Source organism: Amycolatopsis sp. NPDC051373 (genome assembly GCF_040689465.1).
In the GTDB taxonomy this organism is placed as follows: Bacteria; Actinomycetota; Actinomycetes; order Mycobacteriales; family Pseudonocardiaceae; genus Amycolatopsis.
Genome location: NZ_JBFBAE010000002.1, coordinates 157,875 through 176,388 on the forward strand (window position 1 = coordinate 157,875; position 18,514 = coordinate 176,388).

Below are 18,514 nucleotides of genomic sequence, written 5' to 3' on the forward strand. Positions count from 1 at the left end.
GCCGTTGAAAACGTACTTCGTCGGCGGAGAGTCCGAGGAGATCGGCGAGTTCGCCGGCCGGCACGTGCTCGCCGAGTTCTCGGGTGTGGCGGCCGAGCTGCTCGACGACGTCGAATTCCTGTGCGACAGCTTGGAACGCGCGTTGCGCAAGGCCGGCGCGACCGTACGTGAGGTGACGTCCACACGGTTCGACCCGCAGGGGGTGACCGTGGTCGCGTTGCTGTCGGAATCGCACGCGTCGATCCATTCCTACCCCGAGCGCGGGTCGGTGTTCGTCGACGTGTTCACGTGCGGGCGCCGCGCGGACCCCGAACTGGCCGTGCAGCTGTTGCAGGACATGCTCGGCGCGACGGCGGCCCGGACCAGCACCATCCACAGAGGACAGGACGCACGGTGAACATCACGGAATCGGTCGGCGCGGGCCTGACGCGGGTCTGGCAGGTCTCGGACGTGCTCGTCGACACCCGCACCGACTACCAGCACCTGGTGATCGGCAAGACCGCCCAGGGCATCTCGTTGTTCTGCGACGACGAGCGGCAGAGCACCGAGCTGAGCCAGCTCGTCTACCACGAGGCCCTGCTCGTGCCCGCGCTGCTGCTGGCCGCCGAGGTGAACCGCGTGCTGGTCGTCGGGTCGAGCGAAGGTGTGGTGTGCCGGCTGGCGATGCAGGCGGGCGCGTCGGTCGTCGACCACGTGGACATCGACGCCCAGGCGGTGCGGCTGTGCGCGCAACACCTGCCCTACGGCTACTCGGCCGCCGAGCTGGCCGCGGTAGAGCGGGGCGACGGCGCGATCCGCGTGCACTACGCGGACGGCTGGGAGTTCATCCGCTCCTCCACCGAGAAGTACGACATCGTGGTGGTCGACCTGCCCGACGAGCAGGACGGCGCCGACGCGCAGCACAACCGCTTGTACGGCACGGATTTCCTGCGACTGTGCCGGAACCTGCTCGCCCCCGGCGGGGTGGTGGCGTACCAGGGTGGCTGCGCGACGCTCTGGCGCAACTCGACGCTCGTGAAGTGCTGGCAGCGGTTCACGGAGACGTTCCCCTCGCCGGTGTACTTCGGCTCGGACGAACACGAGTGGGCGTTCTTCTTCGGCACCGAGCTCGACGCGCCGGTGGACACCATGGTGCGGCGTTGGGCGACCCTGCCGTACCGCCCGGAGACGATCGACGAGCTGACCCTGCGCGGATCCACGGTGCCGCCTCTCAGTCTCCGCCGCTGATCTGCTGGTGCTCCCCGCCCGCGCGAGGAGGCGCTGGGCACGAAGGACGACCGGCCGGTCGATCATCTGTCCCTCGTGGACGGACACGGAGCCGTCGCCCGCGGCGGCGAGGATCGCCCGGGCCCAGCGAAGGTCCTCTTCGGACGAAGAGAAACCCCGGTTCACCGCGGCAATCTGACGAGGGTGACCGCAGCGGCGAGGACCACGGCGGAGCGGGCGTACCGCAGGGCCGTGTGCGAGGTGTGGTCGACGCCCGGCTGCGCGGCGAGGTCGACGCTGCCGAAGGCGGCCCGGACCACACCGGGCACGGCGCAAACCGCTCCCGCGCCGACAATCCCGGCCGCCGTCTCGCGCAACGGGACCAGCCCTGTTTCTAAGTGCTGATCGTGCTGATCGCGCTGGCCGCGGTGCCGGCCCTGCCGAACCTGCCCGACAAGCAGGCCAACGCGTCGCTGCTGATCTTCGTCCACGACAAGTTCCCGAGCTGGGTGATCGGGCTGCTCGGCGGCGCGGGCATCCTCGTCGCCCTCGTGCCGACCGCGGTGCTCGTGCTCACCGCCAGCAGCCTGTTCACCCGCAACGTGGTGGGCGGCATGTCGAAGAAGCTGGCCGGCTCGCTCACGATCTCCCGGGCCGGCGTGGTGGTGTTCACCGCGATCGTGGTGCTGCTCGTGGCGCAGAGCAGCTCGAAGCTGCTCAGCATCATGACCAACGTGTACAGCGCCGTCGGCAGCTGGCGCCCGCGCTGTTCCTGTCCATGCTGTGGCGGCGGGTCACAGCGGTCGGACTGGCGGCCGGGGCGGTGTGCGGCGGGCTGATCGTCGGCGTGCCGCAGCTGGGTGCGCTCTTCGCGCACACAGTGCCGCCGGGCACCGTCATCGGCCTGCCCGCCCTGGTGGTCAACCTCGTCGTCACGGTGCTGGTGAGCCTGGTGACGCGAGCCCCGGCCGCGGCGGCGATCGACGCAGGTACCGGGGACAGCGCTCCTGCCGAGGACCGGGAGCCCGTCGGTGAGGCCACGCTGCACTGATGAACGCTCCGGGCACCTTCCGGTCGACCATGACTCGGATCCGTGAGTTCCGCACCCGCCGGGGCTTGACCGTCCGCGAGCTGGCGGACCGGGCCTCGGTGTCCACCGGGCTGATCGGCCAGGTCGAACGCGGCGTCACCGACCCGAGCCTGGAGACGATGCGGCGGATCGCCGAGGTCCTCGAGGTGCCACTGTTCAGCCTCTTCCAGGACGGCGAGCACGACACCGTCGCCGTCATCCGGCGCGAGAACCGGTACCGCATCTCGTTGCCGCACCACGCGATCACCTACACCCGCGTCTCCCCCGGCGGCGCGAAGCTCGAGGTGCTCGAAGGACAGCTGGAGCCGGGATCGGTGTCTGCGGACACGCTCCCACCCGTCCGAAGAGTGCGTCGTGGTGCTCACCGGCCGCCTCACGGTCGAGGTCGGCGACCAGGTGCACGTACTGAAGACGGGCGACAGCTGCCACTTCGACTCGAACATCCCGCACCGCTTCCGCAACGACGGGCGGACGAGTGCGCGGTTCATGGTGAGCGTGACTCCGCCGAGCTACTGACGAGAGCTCGCACGTGGAATGCGCTGGGTGGCACGCCGGGACGGGCGCCTCGTCGGGCTCGCCGCCCTGTACTTTCCGGACGCCGAAAACAGCCATCTCGGCCTCCTGGCGCTGACCGTCCACCCGAGGCCCGTCGCGGTCGCATCGGCACCGCCGTCCTCAGCGCGATCACGCCGGAACTGCGCGGGCGCACGGTCCTGGAGTGCTGGAACGTCACCAATGGCGGCGCCGGCGTCGCCTTCGGCACGGCGCTCGGCTTCGAGATGGTCGACGAGACGGTGTTCCAGACGCTGTCGCTCGTCGGCGCCGATCGCTGCGCGTGGGAAGTCTCGCCGGCAGCCGGATATCGCTTGCACGCCTGGCAGGGCAGCGCGCCGGAGGAGCTGGTGGCCTCCTACGCCGAGGCGCGGCGCGCGATCGCGGACAGCCCGTTCGGCCGCTCGGCGTATCGGTTTCCGAGATGGACCGCCGACTGCGTACGCGAGTCCGAGGCCGACCGTCGCCGACGCGGGATCGACCACCGGGTGGTCGCGGTGGTACAGCGGGATTCCCCGTACATGGTCGACGTGAACGTGGCGCTCGGCTACCGGACCACGCGGGAAACGGTGATCCTCGCCCATGACCTCGAGAAGCTCGCGCGCTGTCGAGCTCAGAGATCGGTGGCCTGCGGATGGTGGGGTTCGTAGATCCCCACCTGGCTGCCGCCGGGGAGCCGGAAGCCGCTCAACCGCCCCCACCGCTCTTCTTCGACCGGCGCGCAAGTGACGCCGGCGGCGGCCAGATCGGCCAGCGTCGCGTCCAGGTCGTCGCACATGAGGTACAGCTCGTGGGACGGCGGGCCGTCGCCGGGGTGGACGGCGAGTTCGGCCGGCGGGAGTTTGAAGATCAGCCAGCCGCCGCCGGCGTCGACGTGAGGGAAGGCGAGGACGTCGCGGAAGAAGGCGCGGTCCGCTTCGGCGTCGCGGCTGGAGACGATCACGTGGGCTCCGCTGATGGGCATGCGGTCACTGTCGCACACCCCGGCGCCGGAAGCCGGACTCCACCGGCGATCAGTCCCGCCGGAAGCCCGCGATCATCTCGTCGCCGGCGAGCACGTCGTCGCCGTAGAGGTCCTGGAGCCAGTTCGTCTGGTAGATCGTGTCGAGGTAGCGCTCGCCGAGGTCCGGCGCGATGGCGACGGCGGTGAGGCCTTGCCCCTCGTGCTCGGGGAGCCAGCGCATGGCGCCGCTGACGACGGTGCCGGTGGAGCCACCGAAGAGGAACCCGCTGCGGGCCAGCCGGTGGCAGCTGCGGATGGTTTCGGCCTCCTCGACGGCGATCACCTCGTCCACATAGGACTCGTCGAGCAGCGCCGGCCGGACACTCGTGCCGAGGCCGGGGATCATTCGGCGGCCCGGCGCGCCGCCGAAGGTCACCGAGCCGGCGCTGTCCACCGCGACGATGTGGACCGGTCGGGGCCATTCCCGGAAGAAGCGGGCGCAGCCCATGAGCGTGCCCGTGGTGCCTGCGCCGACGAACAGCACGTCGAGTTTCGGGAACTGGCGGGCGATCTCCGGCGCGGTGGTCCGGTAGTGCGCCTTCCAGTTGTCCGGGTTGGCGTACTGGTTGAGCCAGACGTAACGCTCGTCGGAGGCGCACAGCTCACGCACCAGATCGAGCCGCGCACCCAGGAAACCTCCGTCGGCGGCGGGCTCCGCGATGATGTGCACGCGGCTGCCCAGCGCCTCCATCAGACGCCGGCTGGCCAGGTTGCAGCGCGAGTCGGTGACGCAGAGGAACCGGTAGCCCTTGCTGGCGGCGACCATGCTGAGCGCCACGCCGAGATTGCCCGACGACGACTCGACCAGGATCGAGTCCCGCGTCAGCAGTCCCTGCCACTCGGCGGCCTCCACCATCTCGGTCGCGGCCTTGAGCTTGATCGACCCGGCGAAGTTGAACCCCTCGCACTTGAGGAAGAGTGAATGCCCGAAGATCGACTCGAGATCGACGTACAGCTCTTCCTCGTTGAAGTCCGTGGGATCGGATATCACGGTCACGATGACCCCCTCCCTGGGTTTGTCGTCAGCCGTAGCGGCGCAGTTCGTGGAAGAAGTCCGGGATGACGGTCAGCTCGCCGGCCCGGGACACCTCGTCGTAGACGTACTTGCCCACCGCGAGGTCGAGGACCCCGAGCCCGAACGGCGAGAACACCACCGGCCGGTCGGCCGGCACCGAGACCCGTCCGGCCAGGACGTCGTCGAGCGTCCCGTCGAGGAACTCGCGCCCGCCCGTGAGCTGCTCGGCCAGGTGCGGCGACGTACCGGCCTTCAGGCAGTGCTCGACGTCGTCGACGAAGTTGGCCGTGCTCAGCAGGAGCTCCGGCGCGAGATCACGCAGGGAAACGTGCAGCACCACCGGATTGTGGTCGAACCACGACCGTTCGGACACGTGCGGCCGGCCCGCGACGGTGGCGAACACGATCAGGTCACTCGAGGAGATCAGCGACTCCGCCGACTCGTGGACCGTGATCCGCCCGCCGGTCCCCGATCGCTCGAGGTACCCGCGGAACCCCGCGCCGCTCTCTGCCGACAGGTCGTGCACGCCGATTTCGTCGAACTCCCAGCCGGTACCGGCCAGGAAGGTGTGGACGTAGCGGGCGATGAGCCCCGTCCCGACGAACCCGACCCGCGTCGGCCGCGCCCGGCCCTGGCTGAGCGCCGTCGCGGCGCACGCGGCCAGAGCGGCGGTCCGCGTGGCGCTGATGATGGAGCTTTCCAGGCACGCGAACGGGTATCCGGTGTCGTGGTCGTTGAGGATCAGAACCGCCGACGCCCGAGGAATACCGGACGCGATGTTCTCGGGGAAGCTCGAGATCCACTTCAGCCCGTCCACTCGCACCTGCCCGCCGATGGAGGCCGGCAGCGCGATGATCCGGGACGCCGGGCGGTCGGGGAACCGCAGGAAGTACGACGGCGGGTTCACCGTGTCGCCCGCGCTGTGCAGCCGGTAGGTGGCCTCCACCAGTTCGACGATCTCTCGCTCGCGCCCCGCGAGCGAGCGCCGCACCTGGCCACCGCCGATCACGGCGAACGGGGGCACCGCGTTCGGCCCGCCGGTTTCGGCGCGGGCCGGGGTGGGTCGGATCGCTGTCATCTCGCACCCGCTTCGGCACTCGGCGCGAGGTCGGCCCGCCGCACCGGATCGGCCAGCCCGACGAGCACCTCGCGGGGCCCCTCGAAGGGCTCCCGGCTGTGCGCGGTCCGGATGTTGTCCACCAGCATCAGGTCCCCGGCCTGCCACGGCTCGCGCGCGGTGTTGGCCTCGTAGACGCGGTTGAGCAGCGCCACCACGTCCTCGCCGATCGGGTCGCCGCCCCCGAAGCGGGTGTTGAACGGCAGCGCGTCGGCCCCGTAGACGTCGACCAGGTACTCGCGGATCTCGGGATCCATGGTCCACTCGTTGAGGAACGCGATCTGGTTGAACCAGCAGCGCCGGCCGGTGACCGGGTGGCGCACCACCGCGCTGCGCCGCTGCCGGGTGCGCAACCCGCCGTCAGCCTGCCACTCGAACTCGATCGCGTGGGCACGGCAGTAGTTCTCGATCTCCGCCCGGTCGTCGGTGCCGAACGACTCGGCGACCGTTGCGCCGATCTCGTCGTTGTAGCTGCGGGTGAGCAGCCAGCCCTCCTGCTCGAACCGGCGGACGAGGTCCGCGGGCAGCGCGTCGAGCACGGTCGGCGAGTCCGACACGGCCGTGGCGCCGCCTTCGGTGGGCGCGCCGAGGCAGGCGAACAGCAGTAGACCGGGAACCTCGAGCCGGTAGCTCAGCTCGTGGTGCATGCACATCGGCTGGTTCTGCGGCCACGCCGACGACGAGTACACCCCGGCCGAGTAGACCTCGCGCGACGCGAAGGCCTCGCGATCGTTCATCAGATCGGTGGCCAGGCGTTCGAACACGGCGGCGACGTCGGCGGCGCCGCTCAGCCCGAGGCCGCGGACGAGCAAGGACCCGTGCTCGGCGACGGCGGCACGCAGCGAGTCGCGGTGTTCGCTCGCCCAGCCCGGCGCACCGGTGCCCGGCTCGGCCGGCAGCACCGGAACGCCACCCGGGCTCACCCGCACTTCGGCGAGCGATGCCGACGTTGAGGAAAACATGTCTTGTCCTTTCGGCTCGAATTCACGTGACGAGCACCGGTTCGGCGGCCCGCAGCACGATCCGCGCGGTCTCGGCCGGGTTGGTGCGCGGGAAGTAGTGGCCGCCGCCGGCGATCGCACGCACCTCGACGTGCTCGGCCAGCAGCCGCCATTCGCCGTGGCGATCGCGGAAGTCCACGGTGATTGGGTCGTCGTCGGCGGCGACGACGGTGACGGGCGTGGTCAGCTTCTCCGCCGGCGGGTTCGCCAGCGCGGAGGCGAGGTAGCTGTGCGCGGACACGCAGTCGTGCCGGAACGCCGCGCCGACTTGCTCGGCCCGCTGCGCGTCGAGCGCACCGAGCGCGGGGTCGCCGCTGTCCGCGGCCAGCTCCGCGGCGATCGCGGAATTGCTCAGCCGGCCCAGCTCGCTGATCGAGGCGCGCCGTTCGTCGGCGTCGCCGAGCAGCTGCGCGCCCAGGAACAGCCGAGGCACGTCCACCCCGCGCCCGGCGAGCCGCCGGGCCGTCTCGAAGGCGAACGCGGCACCGGAGGAATGGCCCCACAACAGCACGCGCTTCGGCGCGAGGTGATCGATTTCCGCGACGACCTGGTCGACCACCCGCACCATCGGCGCGAACGCCTCGCGGTCGGCGGCCAGGTCGTGCCCGGGCAGCTCCACGCCGTACACCGCGAGCCCGCTCCCCTGCAGCTCCGACGCCAGCGGCCGGAAGTTCACCGAGTTGCCCCCGGCGTGCGGGAAACAGACGAGCACGGCGTCCGGTTCCGCGGCCGGCTCGGTGAGCGGCTGCAGCAGCTCGCCGGCCTCGGCGCGGGCCTGGTCGTCGAGCAGTGCGGCCTGGTCGGCGAGTACCGGGTGCCGGGTGATCTCGGCGAGCGACACCGCTCGGTCCAGGGCGACGGCCAGCTTCACCGCCGAGAGCGAGGTGCCGCCCCGGTCGAAGAAGTGGTCGTGCCGGCCGATCTTCTCCGGCGCGAGGCCGAGCACGCCGGCCCACGCAACCGCCAGCCGCTGCTCGGCGGGTGTCGCCGGAGTGTCGTGGTGTTCTTCGGTGCCTTCGAGCTCCGTCGCCAACGCGGTCAGCGCCAACTTGTCGATCTTGCCGTTGGCGGTCAAGGGAAGCTGCTCCCGCCAATGGAACGCCGACGGGACCATGTAACCGGGCAGCGAGCCGCTCAACCGGGCGTGCAACGTCTCGCCGGGCAGCGCCTCGGCGGCGGAGTAGAACGCCACCAGGTGCTTGCCCCGGCCGTCCCGCTCGGCGACCACCACGGCGCCGTCGCCGACGCCGGGCACGCGCAGCAGCGTGTTCTCGACCTCGCCGATCTCGATCCGGAAGCCGGAGATCTTCACCTGGCTGTCGCGGCGGCCCAGGAATTCCAGCCGGCCCCCGGGCAGCCAGCGCCCCCGGTCCCCGCTGCGGTACAGGCGTTCGCCGGCCCGGTGCGGATCGGGCAGGAACGCCGCGAGGGTCCGCGCGAGGTCGTTCACGTACCCGCGCCCCACGCACACGCCGGAGAACACGATCTCACCGGGCGCGCCCAGCGGCACCGGCTGCAGGTGCTCGTCGACGACGTAGACGTGCACGTTGTTCACGGGCCGCCCGAGCGGGACCTGGCCGGCGTCCGGTGGCCGGTCCATGACCTCGTGGTTGGTGTCGTCGGAGGTCTCGGTGAGGCCGTAGGCGTTGACCAGCTTGACGTCCGGGTACGCCGCGAACCAGCGCTGCACCAGCTCCTTCTTCACCGCCTCGCCGGTCACCGACACGCACCGCAGGTCCGGCAGCGGGCGCGGATGACTCTCCACAAAGGACAGCACAGCTTCCAGGTAGGACGGCACGACCTGCGCCACCGCGACCCGATCCCGCGCGATCCGGTCGACGAACCGCTCGGCGTCGAGGATCACCTCCTGCTCGACGATCAGCGTCCGCCCGCCGACGAGCAACGGCGCCAGCAGCTGCCACAACGAGATGTCGAAGCACTGGGGCGCGGTCTGCGCCACGACCTGTCCCTCGGCGATTCCTAGGTCGTCGATCTTGGCGTGCAGGTGGTTCAGCATCCCCGCGTGCTCGCACATCGCACCCTTGGGCTCGCCGGTGGAGCCGGAGGTGAAGTAGATGTAGGCGAGCTGGCGCGGCGTCACGTCGATCCCGAGGTCGGTCGAGGGCCGGTGCTCCGCGCAGGCCGCCTCGATGTGCAGCCGCACCGCGCCGGGCAGCAACGCCAGCGCGTGGTCGAGCGTCTCGCTGCTGCCGCGTTCGGTCAGCACCAGTTCGCAGCCGGCCCGCCGCAGCGTCTTCGCGATCCGCTCGGGCGGGAAGTGCGGTTCCACCGGCAGGTACACGCCACCGGCCTTGAACACGGCCAGCACGGCGGTGAGCCAGCCGAGGTTCCGCTCGGTCACCACCGCCACCACGCTTTCCCGGCGCAGGCCGCGGGCGAGCAGCGCCCGCGCCAGCCGGTTGGCCCGCTCGTTGAGCTCGCGGTAAGTCCACGCGTGCTCACCGTGCACGGCCGCGAGGGCGTCCGGGTGCCGCCGCACCCGTTGCTCGAACAGCTCGTGCACGCGCAGGTCGGGCAGAGGCCGCCGGGGGCCGGCGAGCCCGTCGAGCTGGAACCGCAGCTCGTCGGGTGCGAGCAGGCTCTGCGGCGCGTGTTCGGTGTCCGGGGCCGCGACCAGCCGCGCGAGCGCGGCGACGTGGTAGCCGGCGATCCGGGCCGCGGCGGCCGCGTCGAGCACGTCGGCGCGGTAGCGCACGTCGAGGCGCCGGCGACGGTTCGCGAACCCGACGCGCAGCACCGTCGTCCCGGTGAGCTCACCGTCGCCGGCGGGATCGAACACGGTCTCCGTGACCGGGCCGGGCACACCGAGGTCGCGTCGCAGCTCGTCAACCGGGAAATGCCGGTGCGCCAGCAATTGCGACTCGGCCCGGTACGTCTCGGTCACCAGTTCCCGCCACGTGTCCGGCTCCGTTGTCAGGCGGCACGGCACCGGCGCGCCGGCCGGCGTCGCATAGCCGGTCACGACTTCGCGTTCACCGGTCAGCGCGGCGAGCACCCTGGCGTGCGCGGCGAGCAGCACCGCGCTGCCCGGGATCCCCAGCTCCCGCGCCAGCCGGCGCACTCCCGCCGCCACCGGGGCGGGCAGCCGCACGGTCGTCGTCCCCACTCCCGCCCCCGAACCCGAGGTCCAGCGCGGCACGGTCGTGGCCCCTCCGGCCACCAGCACGTCACGCCAGAACCGGAAGTCCGCCCTCGGTAGCTCTCCCATGTGTTCCCCTCCGCTCACCGTGGCCACGGGCTCGGCCGCCACGTTCCGTCGGCGATGATCGCGTGTCCGTTGTGTTCTTTGTGTCCGTCCGGGACGCGGCGCCGCGGACTGGGCCGCCGCTTTCCGTCGGCGACGGCGAAGTGCTCGAACGACTTGCCGTTGTGCCCTTCCCGTCGCCGGTGCCGGCCGGCCGCGACCCGACTATCGGCTTCACGACCGGGCCGGATCTCCCGGGCCGGGTTGCCCTCCCACCGGGTGTGCGGCGGTACGTCTTCGCCCTTCATCAGGAAGGAGTCGGCCGCGAGCACCGAACCCTCGCCCATCGTCGCTCCGTAGTGGACCCAAGCGCCGACCCCGACGGTGCTGCGCGCGCCGACGAAGATGCGGTCGGCCTTGAAGGCACCGTCCTCCTGGGAATGGCATTGCACGTGCGAGCCGACGTTGAGGGTGACCTCGTCGCCGAACGTCACGAGGGTCTTCTCCGGCATCGCCGCGCCGTCGTCGAACACGCGCTTCCCGACCTTGACCCCGAGCAGCCGCCAGGCCAGGTTCTTGAACGGGGTGCCGTTGAGGGCCTGGACGTGCACTGTGGACGCCGCCGCCTTCCAGAACCGCTCGTGGCGCCAGAAGCGGCGGTCGTAGATCGAGCAGTACAGCGGCCGCAGCGGGTGGATCACGATGGACGCGCGTTCCACCAGCGTGAAATACACGGAGCTGAACAGCAGCGCGGCGACCGAGGCCAGCGCCACCGCTGAGACCCCGAAGCGCGGGTAGAGCTCCACCGAGGCCCAGCCGAGCAGCATGACCGCGAAGAAGTAGAACCAGCGCACCAGCAGGAACATCGCGGCAGTGACGGCGTTGTGCCGGTTCTTCGCGGCCAGCCGGCGGCGGAACTCGTCGCCGGTGCGCAGGTGGTCGAACTGGTGGTCGCGGGCCACCGTGCGGGGGATCTCGAAGCTCGGCGAGCCCAGCAGCCCCACGTTCTCGCGGACGGGGCCGTCGACGGGCACCAGGACCTTGGTCGCGAGCAGGCAGTTCTCCCCCGTCCGCCCCGGGGAGGGGTAGACGATCATGTTGCCGAGGAAGTTGTGCGCGCCGATGGCCGCCCGGGACACCTTGAAGGACGTGCTCGAGTAGGCGGCGTTCACGATCGAAAGACCGTCCGCCACCATCGTGCCGCTGCCGACGGAGCTCTGGTACGGCGTCTCGTGCTTGATCGCCGTGCCGAAGTTCGAGCCGGTCTGCTCGACGTCGGGCATCCGGTAGCCGAGGTAGCGCAGGTAGTGCACGATCGCGGAGCTGTCGCCGAACACGGTCATGAAGAACTTGAGGTTGGTGATCAGCCGGATCGCCCGCAGGATCGAGTAGCGCAAGGTGTAGAGGCGGTAGACCTTGTCCGGTTTGAGCGCGAGGCTGAGCACGCGTGGGACGACGGCGACGAAGAGCAGCCCGAACAGCGAGACGCCGAAGAAGATCACGAACGTGACCACGATTGCTTTGCCGTAGAACGCCCAGCTCCCGAAGGCGATCACGGGGGTCCCGAGCACCGTGCTGAGCCGCGCGACCTTGTCGATGAGCAGGTCCACACCGCCGACCGCCAACGGGAGGTACACGAGCAGCATGGTCAGCAGCTGCGAGACAGAGTAGGAAAACCGGCGCACCCGGCCGCACCGCGCGGGCCCGACCCCGCGGTAGTCCGCCTCCGCGCGCAGCGCCGGCGACCCGTGCCAGCGCTCACCGGCCGGCACCGCCTGCCCGGGGTGAAGCGACGACACGTGCCCCAGCTGGGAGCCGTCGCCCATCGACGTGCCGATGTCGAGCACCGACAACTCTCCCACGAACACGTCCTTGCCCAGCGTCACCGAACCGGTCTGGAGCACGCCGGCTTCGGCCCGGTAGCCGGTGAAGAACGAGTCCTTCCGGATCACCGAGCCCGCGCCGATGGTGAGCAGGTCGGTGCACACGGGCACGTTGCGCGAGAAGATCGCGACTCCCCGGCCGATCTTCGCGCCCAGTGCCTTCAGATACAGCACGTACAGCGGCGAGCCCAGGAACAGCAGCGCCACCGGATTCCGCTGCACCAGCGTCTTCACAAGCCAGAACCGGAAGTAGCCAAGCGACCACACACGAATCCGCTGCGGCTTCCACCGGCCGATGAGCACCCACTTCGCCACGACCGGCAGCAGGCACAGCCCGATCAGGCTCGCACCGCCGAACAGCACGAGCCGCACGTAGACCTCCAGCAGGTTCGCCGAGGCGTAGACCCACGAAGCACCGCGTACCACCAGGAGTGCGGCGAGATAGGAATAACCCAGGAAAGTCACGAACTGGAGCAGTCCGCAGAGGACGTACGCCACCGCGCCGGCGCGGGGGAGGTCAGGAGCCTCCACCAGGCTCTGTTGTGCGCCCTGGTCCCGGACCTGTGCTTCGGCCGCCGGCTCCGCCTCGGCTGGTTCGTCGACGGTGAGCGCGGTCGCGAGACTCCGCGCGGTCGGGTTGGCGTAGACGTCCTTCATCGACGCCGACGGCACGTCCGCCCGCTTGCGGACCCGCGCGCAGAAATGCGCCATCACGAGCGAGTTCACGCCCAGGTCGTCGAAGAAGTGGCTCTCGGCCGACACCTCGTCGACCTTCGCCACGTCCGCGAGCACCTCGGCGTAGACGCGCTCCGTACGGTCGGGGGTGATGGCGTGCCTGCCACTCCCCCGTCGAGATTCTGCCCAGTCCCCCGTCAGGAATTCGTCAGATTCCCCCAGGCCCCGGGCTTGGGTCTTCCCACCTCTATTCTCCCACCTCCACGTCCCCGACCGGCCGGACGTACCAGCATCGTCTCGAGTCCGTTCGCCACCCACTGTAATCCCCATCCGCGTGCCGTCGACCCCAAAACGGTCCTTACGGGCACATTACGTCCCCTGGTTCGGAGTTCTCCCGAGAACCTCTTCCGAGGTAGTGGAGAATTTCAACGGCAACCGGGTCGGCCGAGCGATCCGGCGCGCACTCTCCTTGATCCACCAGGTGGTTCGCGCACGGTGCCGAGCTCGTCGCGTCGAGTTCAAGCTCAGGACTGACCCCGGTCGATCAGCCTTTCCGACCGGGCCGTTACAGCGATTCGAGATTTGTTTTTCAAGCGGTGACCGCGATTTGATCATTCACCGTCGTGAATTTGATCTTCACTGTCCGTAACCGGCCAGTCTGAGCGAGGAACAAACGGGGGATGAAATACTCCAACCCGCCGGAATCACACTATTCGCGGTGTTGCACGAATGTGATCCGGGAGCCGCCGGGCGTCCGGAGCGCGCGTTGTGTCCGCCGTGGACACTTGCCTACGGGGTCAGCAGCACCACGCGTCCGCGCACCTCGCCGCGTTCCAGGCGGCGGTGCGTTTCCGCGGCGTCCGCGAGGGCGCGGTGCTCCACCCGCCGCGGACGCAAGCCGCCTGCGGCGAAGCGGGGGTTCAAGGCCGCGGCGGCGTCGGCGAGGTCGGCGGTCGTCGCGTTCGAGATGGCGAAGCCGAGGACCGAGCGATCGTGCATGTACAGCTCGCCGGCCGGCAGCACGGGGCGGCTGCGGGCGCCGGCGAGCAGCACGATGCGGCCGCGCCGGGCCAGCAGGCGCACCGCTGCCTCCAGGTCGTTGCGACCGGAGGTGTCGACGAACAGGTCGACCGGCCCGGCGGACGCGAGCCTCTCGGACAGCCGCTCGTCGCGGTAGTCGAACACCTCTGCGGCGCCCAAGTCACGGCAACGGCCGAGGTCGGCAGCCGACGCCGTCGCGAAGACCCGGGCGCCCGCCGCGGCCGCCAGTTCGATCAGCGCGCCGCCGACGGTTCCCGCCGCCCCCGGCGACCAGCACCGTCTCGCCGGGCAGCACGCGGCCGAAGGTGACCAGAGCCAGGTACGCGGTGGCGGCCGGATGCGCCATCGCGACGACGTCGAGCGGGTCGGCGCCCTCGGGCACGCGGTAGAGCCGGCCGTCGGGCACCACCGCGCGTTCGGCGGCCGCGCCCTGGCGCCCCGCGTGGCCGAGGCTGTTGCACCACACCCATTCACCGGCCCGGAACCCTCGGGCGTCTGCCGCGACGCGCCCGACGAGGTCCCGGCCGAGCACCAGCGCCAGCGGGACTTCCGTCACGTACAGCCCGGAACGGATAAAGGTGTCGACCGGGTTCACCGACGTCGCAACGACATCCACCGCGACATCACCCGGGCCGGCCACGGGCTCGGGCAGCTCGCCGAAGCGGATCTCCGCCACGCCACCGAGCCGTTCGACGTAGGCCGCACGCACGTTTTCTCCTCCTGAAGGGTATCGGTGCCGACGCGGGTCAAGCCCGGCTCTCGAGCTCCACCGGCCCGGCGAAGTGGAATGCCGTGATGTCCAGCCGGTGGCGGAGGTAGAACCGGTGTGCGTGGGGGTTGGCGACGCCGGAGTCGAGCTCCAGCCGGACGCACCCGCCACGCCGGCCCAGCGTCTTCAGCTCGCCCATCAACCGGGCGCCGTTGCTCGTGTCCTTCGGTCACGAGCTCTTCGAACAGTTCGCCGGACAACGCGGGCCGCAGCCGCCGCAGCAACGGCAGCAGGTCCTTCGTCACCCGCGGATCGTCGGCCGGTCCCAGCTCCCGGAAAACCAGCTCGGCTTCGCCCTTCGCCCTGCAGCTTCTCGTTCTTCCAGCCCACCCGGCGCCCGGGTGGGAACGTCGCCGCGTCCGCGGGGCCCGGCCCACGCGGACGCGGCGACAAACCGTCGAACCTGATCAGTCGCGACCCGCGAGCTCGAGCTTGCGCGCCAGCAGAGCCGGGTCGGTGAACATGACCTCGTGCGAACCTTCGAGCGTCACCAGCCGGAACGTGCCGAGCCGACGGGCGTTGGCCAGGTAGCCGTGCTCGGGGTCGCCCGGCGGAAGAGCCGAGTCCTCGCCGCACAGGACATAGCTGCGGGGAACGTCGGTCAACGCGTAGAACTTCGTGAGGTCCAGCTTCTCCACCGTCGGACCGAGCGGTTCCGGGGTGAGCATCTCGTAGGTCTCCCGGGCCCGGGCCAGGTCGGCGTCGCCGATGAACGCGTCGCGCCAGACCTCGAACGGCAGCATCACCGTGTTGTCGCTCGACTGCGCGGCCAGGATCGGGAACAGCTCCTGGTAGGCGGGCGGAGCGTTGTCCAGCACGCTCGTCCCGTTCGCGGGGGACGAAGGCGTTCAGGAACACCAGCCGCCGCACCCGGTCGGGCAAGCGTTCGACGACGCGGGCGATGACGCTCCCGCCCCAGCTGTGTCCCACGAGGACGAAGCCGGCGAGGTCGTGCCGGTCGACGTAGTCCGTGATCGAGGCCACGCAATCGTCGTGGGTCACCTCCCGTGGCGCTCCGGCGCCGTGGCCGGCGACGGTCGGGCTGTGCATCTCGTGCCCGAGCTCTTCCAGATGCTCGGCCACCTCGGCCCACGACGACCCGTCGTGCCACGAACCATGCACGAGAACAAAAACTGACACTCCGGCTCCTTCAGGGGAATGGGCGGCTATACGCCGGCTTCGGACGTGGCCTCGGCGAGGCCGTAGTTGCGCAGCCAGCCCTTGCGGACGTCGGCCTCCGGCACATGGTCCACCGTGTACGCGGGCGACAGGAGCTCAGCCGCCTCGCCGACCGCGATCTTCACGGCGTGGTTGGTCGGCTGGCTGTCGCTGTGCTTCGACACCAGCCACGCGCGGATCCACTCGAAACCCGGATGTCCCGCGTCGAGGATCTTGGCCGTGCCGCGGAAGCGGAAACCCTTGCGGGCGACAAAATCCACCACGTTGACCTCGATCGCCGGCTGGTGGCGCAGGTTCTCCACGGTCTGCGGCGAAGCGATGTCCATGAAGATCAGGTGTTCGGGGTCGAGCACGCGCACCGAGCCCTTGGGCGAGACGTTGGGAGTCCCGTCAGGACGGACGGTCGCGACGAACATCAGTTTCGCGGCTTCGATGACGTCGGTCATTTCTTGGCTGATCGTGGGCACGGAAAACACCTCGTTACGTATCTCTTGGGCCTGCCCGACACTCAACCGCGTGCCGGCGCGGAGAAGTGTGGAATTCTTCTGAGCAGAACCAGCGGAGGATCCCGGCGCCGATTCCCTGCCCGGTCGGCGCCGAGTTCGCCGGTCGCCTCCCGCGACGCTAGCCGGATTCCGGCGCCGGCACCTGGTCCACTTCCCGACCGGCTCCGTGGACCGGTTCGGCGCGCAACCGTTCTGCACACAAGAATTCCAGGTCCCGGCCGAAGATGCCGAGGTTAGTGTCTCCGGTCAACAATACCTGGACCTGGGAAATCCAGGATGTTACCTCTCCAGGTAGCCCGACAGCTGGCCGGCAAGCCCAGCGAACGAAACCGGGAGATCGCAGTGACCGAGCGCATGAACTACTCCGCCGTCGCTCCGGAGGCGTACAAGTCGATGCTCGCCATGCAGAAGTACCTGGCGACGTCCTCGATCGACCACACCCTGCACGTACTCGTGAAGATCCGGGTGGCGCAGATCAACGGCTGCGCCTACTGCGTCGACGTCCACACGCGCGACGCCCGTGAACACGGCGAAGAGGAGCGCGGGATCTACGCGCTTTCCGTCTGGCGAGAATCGCCGGAGTTCACCGACGAGGAACGCGCCGCGCTCGAACTCGCGGAAGCCATGACGCTCATCGCCGGCCGCGGTGTTCCCGCCGAGACCTGGGAGCTGGCGGGCAAGTTCTTCGACAAGCGGCAACTGGCCGACGTCGTCCTCGCCGTCATCACGATCAACGCGTTCACCCGGCTGGCCATCACCACCGGCATGGTCCCCGGCCGGTCCAAGCCGGTCCTCTCGAAGTAGCCGGCCCCTCCGACTCCCCGAAGGAACCATGATGTCCACCTCCACCGCCGGGCGAACCACCCTTCCCGGCACGAAAGCCGAAACGAGCGGGCAGCGAACAGCACGCGCCGCCTTCTACGGCCTCCTCGTCGACTACTGGGAGATCATGCTCCCGGTGATCGCGCTGGGGCCGGCCATCGAGTACTTCCTCCCGTCCACGCTGCCACCCCAGACGAAGTCGACGCTCACGTTCCTCACGTTCGCCGCCGCGTTCCTTGGCCGGCCGATGGGCAGCGTGATCTTCGGCCACCTCGCCGACACCCTCGGCCGGCGCCGCACGACTGTCGTGTGCTCGGTCGGCATGGGGTTCACGGTCCTGCTGGTGGCGTTCCTCCCGGGCTACGAGGCCGTCGGCATCTGGGGGCTCGCCGGCGTCCTGCTGCTGCGGCTGCTCGGCGGGATCTTCATGGGCGGGCAATACACCGGGGCCAACCCGCTGGCCATGGAGTCCGCGGAGAAGTCCCGGCGCGGGATCGTGGGCGGGTTCATCGCGTCGGCCTGGCCAGTCTCCTACGTCGCGGTGTCACTGCTGACGGCGGTGCTCGTGGTGGTGTTCCCGAGCGGCTCGGCGACGTCGGCGTACGCCACCTGGGGCTGGCGGATCCCGTTCCTGATCGGCGCGGTGATGGCGTTCGTCCTGTTCGCCTACGCCCGCAAGACCGCCGAGTCGCAGGCGTGGGCCGCCAACAAGGCCAAGGAGGAGCAGGCGGCGAAGACCCGATCGCCGCTGCGGGAGCTGTTCCGCGGGGACAACCTGCGCAGCCTCGGGCAGGTCTTCCTGCTCATGACCGGGATCTGGTTCGCCATCCAGATGCTCACCGTCGCGCCGTCCGGCCTCCTGATCTCCTACCTGCACCTGTCCAGCCGGAGCGTGATCTGGGGCATCCTGGCCGCCAACGTGGTGCTTTTCCCCTGTTACCTGCTCCTCGGCGCGTGGGGACAGCGGTTCGGCCGCCGCAGGACCTTGATCGTGTGCGGAATCCTGACGGGGACCGTGTCCGTGGGCTGTGTGATCGGCATGCTGCGCACGCTGGGCTCCGGCGGGCCGTTCTGGATGGCGATGGTCTTTTCACCGTCGCGCTGTGCATCAGCGTCGCGCCCAACGCCGTGCTGATCCCGTACCTGTGCGAGCGGTTCCACGTCGGCGTGCGCGCCTCCGGCTACGGCATCGGGTTCACGCTCGCGGTGATCGTCCCCGGGCTGTACTCGTTCATGCTCATCGGGCTCGGGAAGGTCATCCGCTACGAGTACGGCGTGGTGGTCCTGCTGGCCATCGGCGCCGTGTGCACGGTGGCCGGCGCGGTGCTCGGCCCCGAGACCAAGGACGTCGACCTCGACACCCGGCCGCGTGACGGCCTGACACAGCCGGGCCGCCGACCACCCGGGCGGCGGGGCCGGGGGGTTGACAGGCCGCGGCGATCTAGCGCGC

At 70.1% G+C, this 18,514-nt stretch carries 19 protein-coding genes and 2 pseudogenes; 9 read left to right on the forward strand and 12 right to left on the reverse strand.

The annotated features are described in order from the left end of the window. The first annotated feature begins 4 nt into the window (after positions 1-4). Together speD and AB0383_RS04260 are read left to right on the forward strand one after the other, a co-directional pair. Complete coding sequence (gene speD / locus AB0383_RS04255) at positions 5-397, forward strand: adenosylmethionine decarboxylase (protein ID WP_366185513.1); 393 nt, start codon at positions 5-7, stop codon at positions 395-397. Next, positions 394-1,227, forward strand: coding sequence for a spermidine synthase (locus tag AB0383_RS04260; RefSeq protein ID WP_366185124.1), 834 nt, complete (start codon positions 394-396; stop codon positions 1,225-1,227). Before speD ends, AB0383_RS04260 begins: the two co-directional genes overlap by 4 nt. Before the next feature lie 161 nt (positions 1,228-1,388). Here AB0383_RS04260 and AB0383_RS04265 read toward each other — a convergent pair whose 3' ends face one another. Then, positions 1,389-1,697, reverse strand: a complete 309-nt coding sequence (locus tag AB0383_RS04265; RefSeq protein ID WP_366185126.1) for an aldolase/citrate lyase family protein — start codon at positions 1,695-1,697, stop codon at positions 1,389-1,391. Here AB0383_RS04265 and AB0383_RS04270 point away from each other — a divergent pair. The 4 genes and pseudogenes from AB0383_RS04270 (at position 1,605) to AB0383_RS04285 (ending at position 2,812) form a co-directional block, all read left to right on the forward strand. After that, positions 1,605-2,045, forward strand: a complete 441-nt coding sequence (locus AB0383_RS04270) for a hypothetical protein (protein WP_364176372.1) — start codon at positions 1,605-1,607, stop codon at positions 2,043-2,045. The two genes, AB0383_RS04265 and AB0383_RS04270, sit on opposite strands and share 93 nt — an antisense overlap. 8 nt (positions 2,046-2,053) lie before the next feature. Next, the gene (locus tag AB0383_RS04275; protein ID WP_366185128.1) at positions 2,054-2,257 is read left to right on the forward strand and encodes a hypothetical protein; all 204 of its coding nucleotides are present in this window, start codon (positions 2,054-2,056) and stop codon (positions 2,255-2,257) included. A 29-nt stretch (positions 2,258-2,286) separates the two neighbouring features. Further along, positions 2,287-2,391, forward strand: a pseudogene (locus tag AB0383_RS04280) (helix-turn-helix transcriptional regulator); the annotation flags it as partial. A 262-nt stretch (positions 2,392-2,653) separates the two neighbouring features. Continuing rightward, positions 2,654-2,812 (forward strand): cupin domain-containing protein, encoded by a 159-nt coding sequence (locus AB0383_RS04285; protein ID WP_366185515.1) that lies wholly within the window; start codon positions 2,654-2,656, stop codon positions 2,810-2,812. A gap of 649 nt (positions 2,813-3,461) precedes the next feature. Here the strand turns inward: AB0383_RS04285 and AB0383_RS04290 are convergent. The 11 genes from AB0383_RS04290 to AB0383_RS04340 all read right to left on the reverse strand — a co-directional run bounded on the left by AB0383_RS04290 (position 3,462) and on the right by AB0383_RS04340 (position 16,203). After that, positions 3,462-3,812 (reverse strand): extradiol dioxygenase, encoded by a 351-nt coding sequence (locus AB0383_RS04290; protein WP_366185130.1) that lies wholly within the window; start codon positions 3,810-3,812, stop codon positions 3,462-3,464. A gap of 49 nt (positions 3,813-3,861) precedes the next feature. Continuing rightward, on the reverse strand, positions 3,862-4,848 hold the full coding sequence (gene sbnA / locus AB0383_RS04295) for a 2,3-diaminopropionate biosynthesis protein SbnA (RefSeq protein WP_364176386.1): 987 nt from the start codon (positions 4,846-4,848) through the stop codon (positions 3,862-3,864). A gap of 25 nt (positions 4,849-4,873) precedes the next feature. Then, positions 4,874-5,944: a 2,3-diaminopropionate biosynthesis protein SbnB gene (gene sbnB, locus AB0383_RS04300; RefSeq protein ID WP_366185133.1), complete on the reverse strand. Its 1,071-nt coding sequence runs from the start codon at positions 5,942-5,944 to the stop codon at positions 4,874-4,876. Continuing rightward, a complete protein-coding gene (locus AB0383_RS04305) occupies positions 5,941-6,945 on the reverse strand; it encodes a TauD/TfdA family dioxygenase (protein WP_364176391.1) in 1,005 nt (334 codons plus the stop codon). The genes sbnB and AB0383_RS04305 overlap by 4 nt, the downstream gene beginning before the upstream one ends. Positions 6,946-6,967: 22 nt before the next feature. Further along, positions 6,968-10,213: an amino acid adenylation domain-containing protein gene (locus tag AB0383_RS04310; protein WP_366185135.1), complete on the reverse strand. Its 3,246-nt coding sequence runs from the start codon at positions 10,211-10,213 to the stop codon at positions 6,968-6,970. 14 nt (positions 10,214-10,227) lie between these two features. Beyond that, entirely contained in the window at positions 10,228-12,948 is a 2,721-nt protein-coding gene (locus AB0383_RS04315; protein ID WP_366185517.1) for a Pls/PosA family non-ribosomal peptide synthetase, read from the reverse strand. Between the two features lie 588 nt (positions 12,949-13,536). Beyond that, positions 13,537-14,025 (reverse strand): zinc-binding dehydrogenase, encoded by a 489-nt coding sequence (locus AB0383_RS04320; RefSeq protein ID WP_366185520.1) that lies wholly within the window; start codon positions 14,023-14,025, stop codon positions 13,537-13,539. After that, positions 13,949-14,497, reverse strand: a complete 549-nt coding sequence (locus AB0383_RS04325) for a hypothetical protein (RefSeq protein WP_366185535.1) — start codon at positions 14,495-14,497, stop codon at positions 13,949-13,951. Before AB0383_RS04325 ends, AB0383_RS04320 begins: the two co-directional genes overlap by 77 nt. Before the next feature lie 37 nt (positions 14,498-14,534). Then, a complete protein-coding gene (locus AB0383_RS04330) occupies positions 14,535-14,696 on the reverse strand; it encodes a hypothetical protein (protein ID WP_366185137.1) in 162 nt (53 codons plus the stop codon). Then, a complete protein-coding gene (locus tag AB0383_RS04335; RefSeq protein WP_366185522.1) occupies positions 14,696-15,697 on the reverse strand; it encodes an alpha/beta hydrolase family protein in 1,002 nt (333 codons plus the stop codon). The genes AB0383_RS04330 and AB0383_RS04335 overlap by 1 nt, the downstream gene beginning before the upstream one ends. Positions 15,698-15,723: 26 nt before the next feature. Then, complete coding sequence (locus tag AB0383_RS04340) at positions 15,724-16,203, reverse strand: pyridoxamine 5'-phosphate oxidase family protein (RefSeq protein ID WP_366185139.1); 480 nt, start codon at positions 16,201-16,203, stop codon at positions 15,724-15,726. 381 nt (positions 16,204-16,584) lie between these two features. On the opposite strand from AB0383_RS04340, the gene AB0383_RS04345 reads away from it, so the two are divergent. The 3 genes and pseudogenes from AB0383_RS04345 to AB0383_RS04355 all read left to right on the forward strand — a co-directional run. Continuing rightward, positions 16,585-17,046, forward strand: a complete 462-nt coding sequence (locus tag AB0383_RS04345; RefSeq protein WP_366185141.1) for a carboxymuconolactone decarboxylase family protein — start codon at positions 16,585-16,587, stop codon at positions 17,044-17,046. 31 nt (positions 17,047-17,077) lie between these two features. Then, complete coding sequence (locus tag AB0383_RS04350) at positions 17,078-18,199, forward strand: MFS transporter (protein ID WP_366185143.1); 1,122 nt, start codon at positions 17,078-17,080, stop codon at positions 18,197-18,199. Then, a pseudogene (locus AB0383_RS04355) lies at positions 18,193-18,514 on the forward strand (hypothetical protein); the annotation flags it as partial. The gene AB0383_RS04350 and the pseudogene AB0383_RS04355, both read left to right, overlap by 7 nt.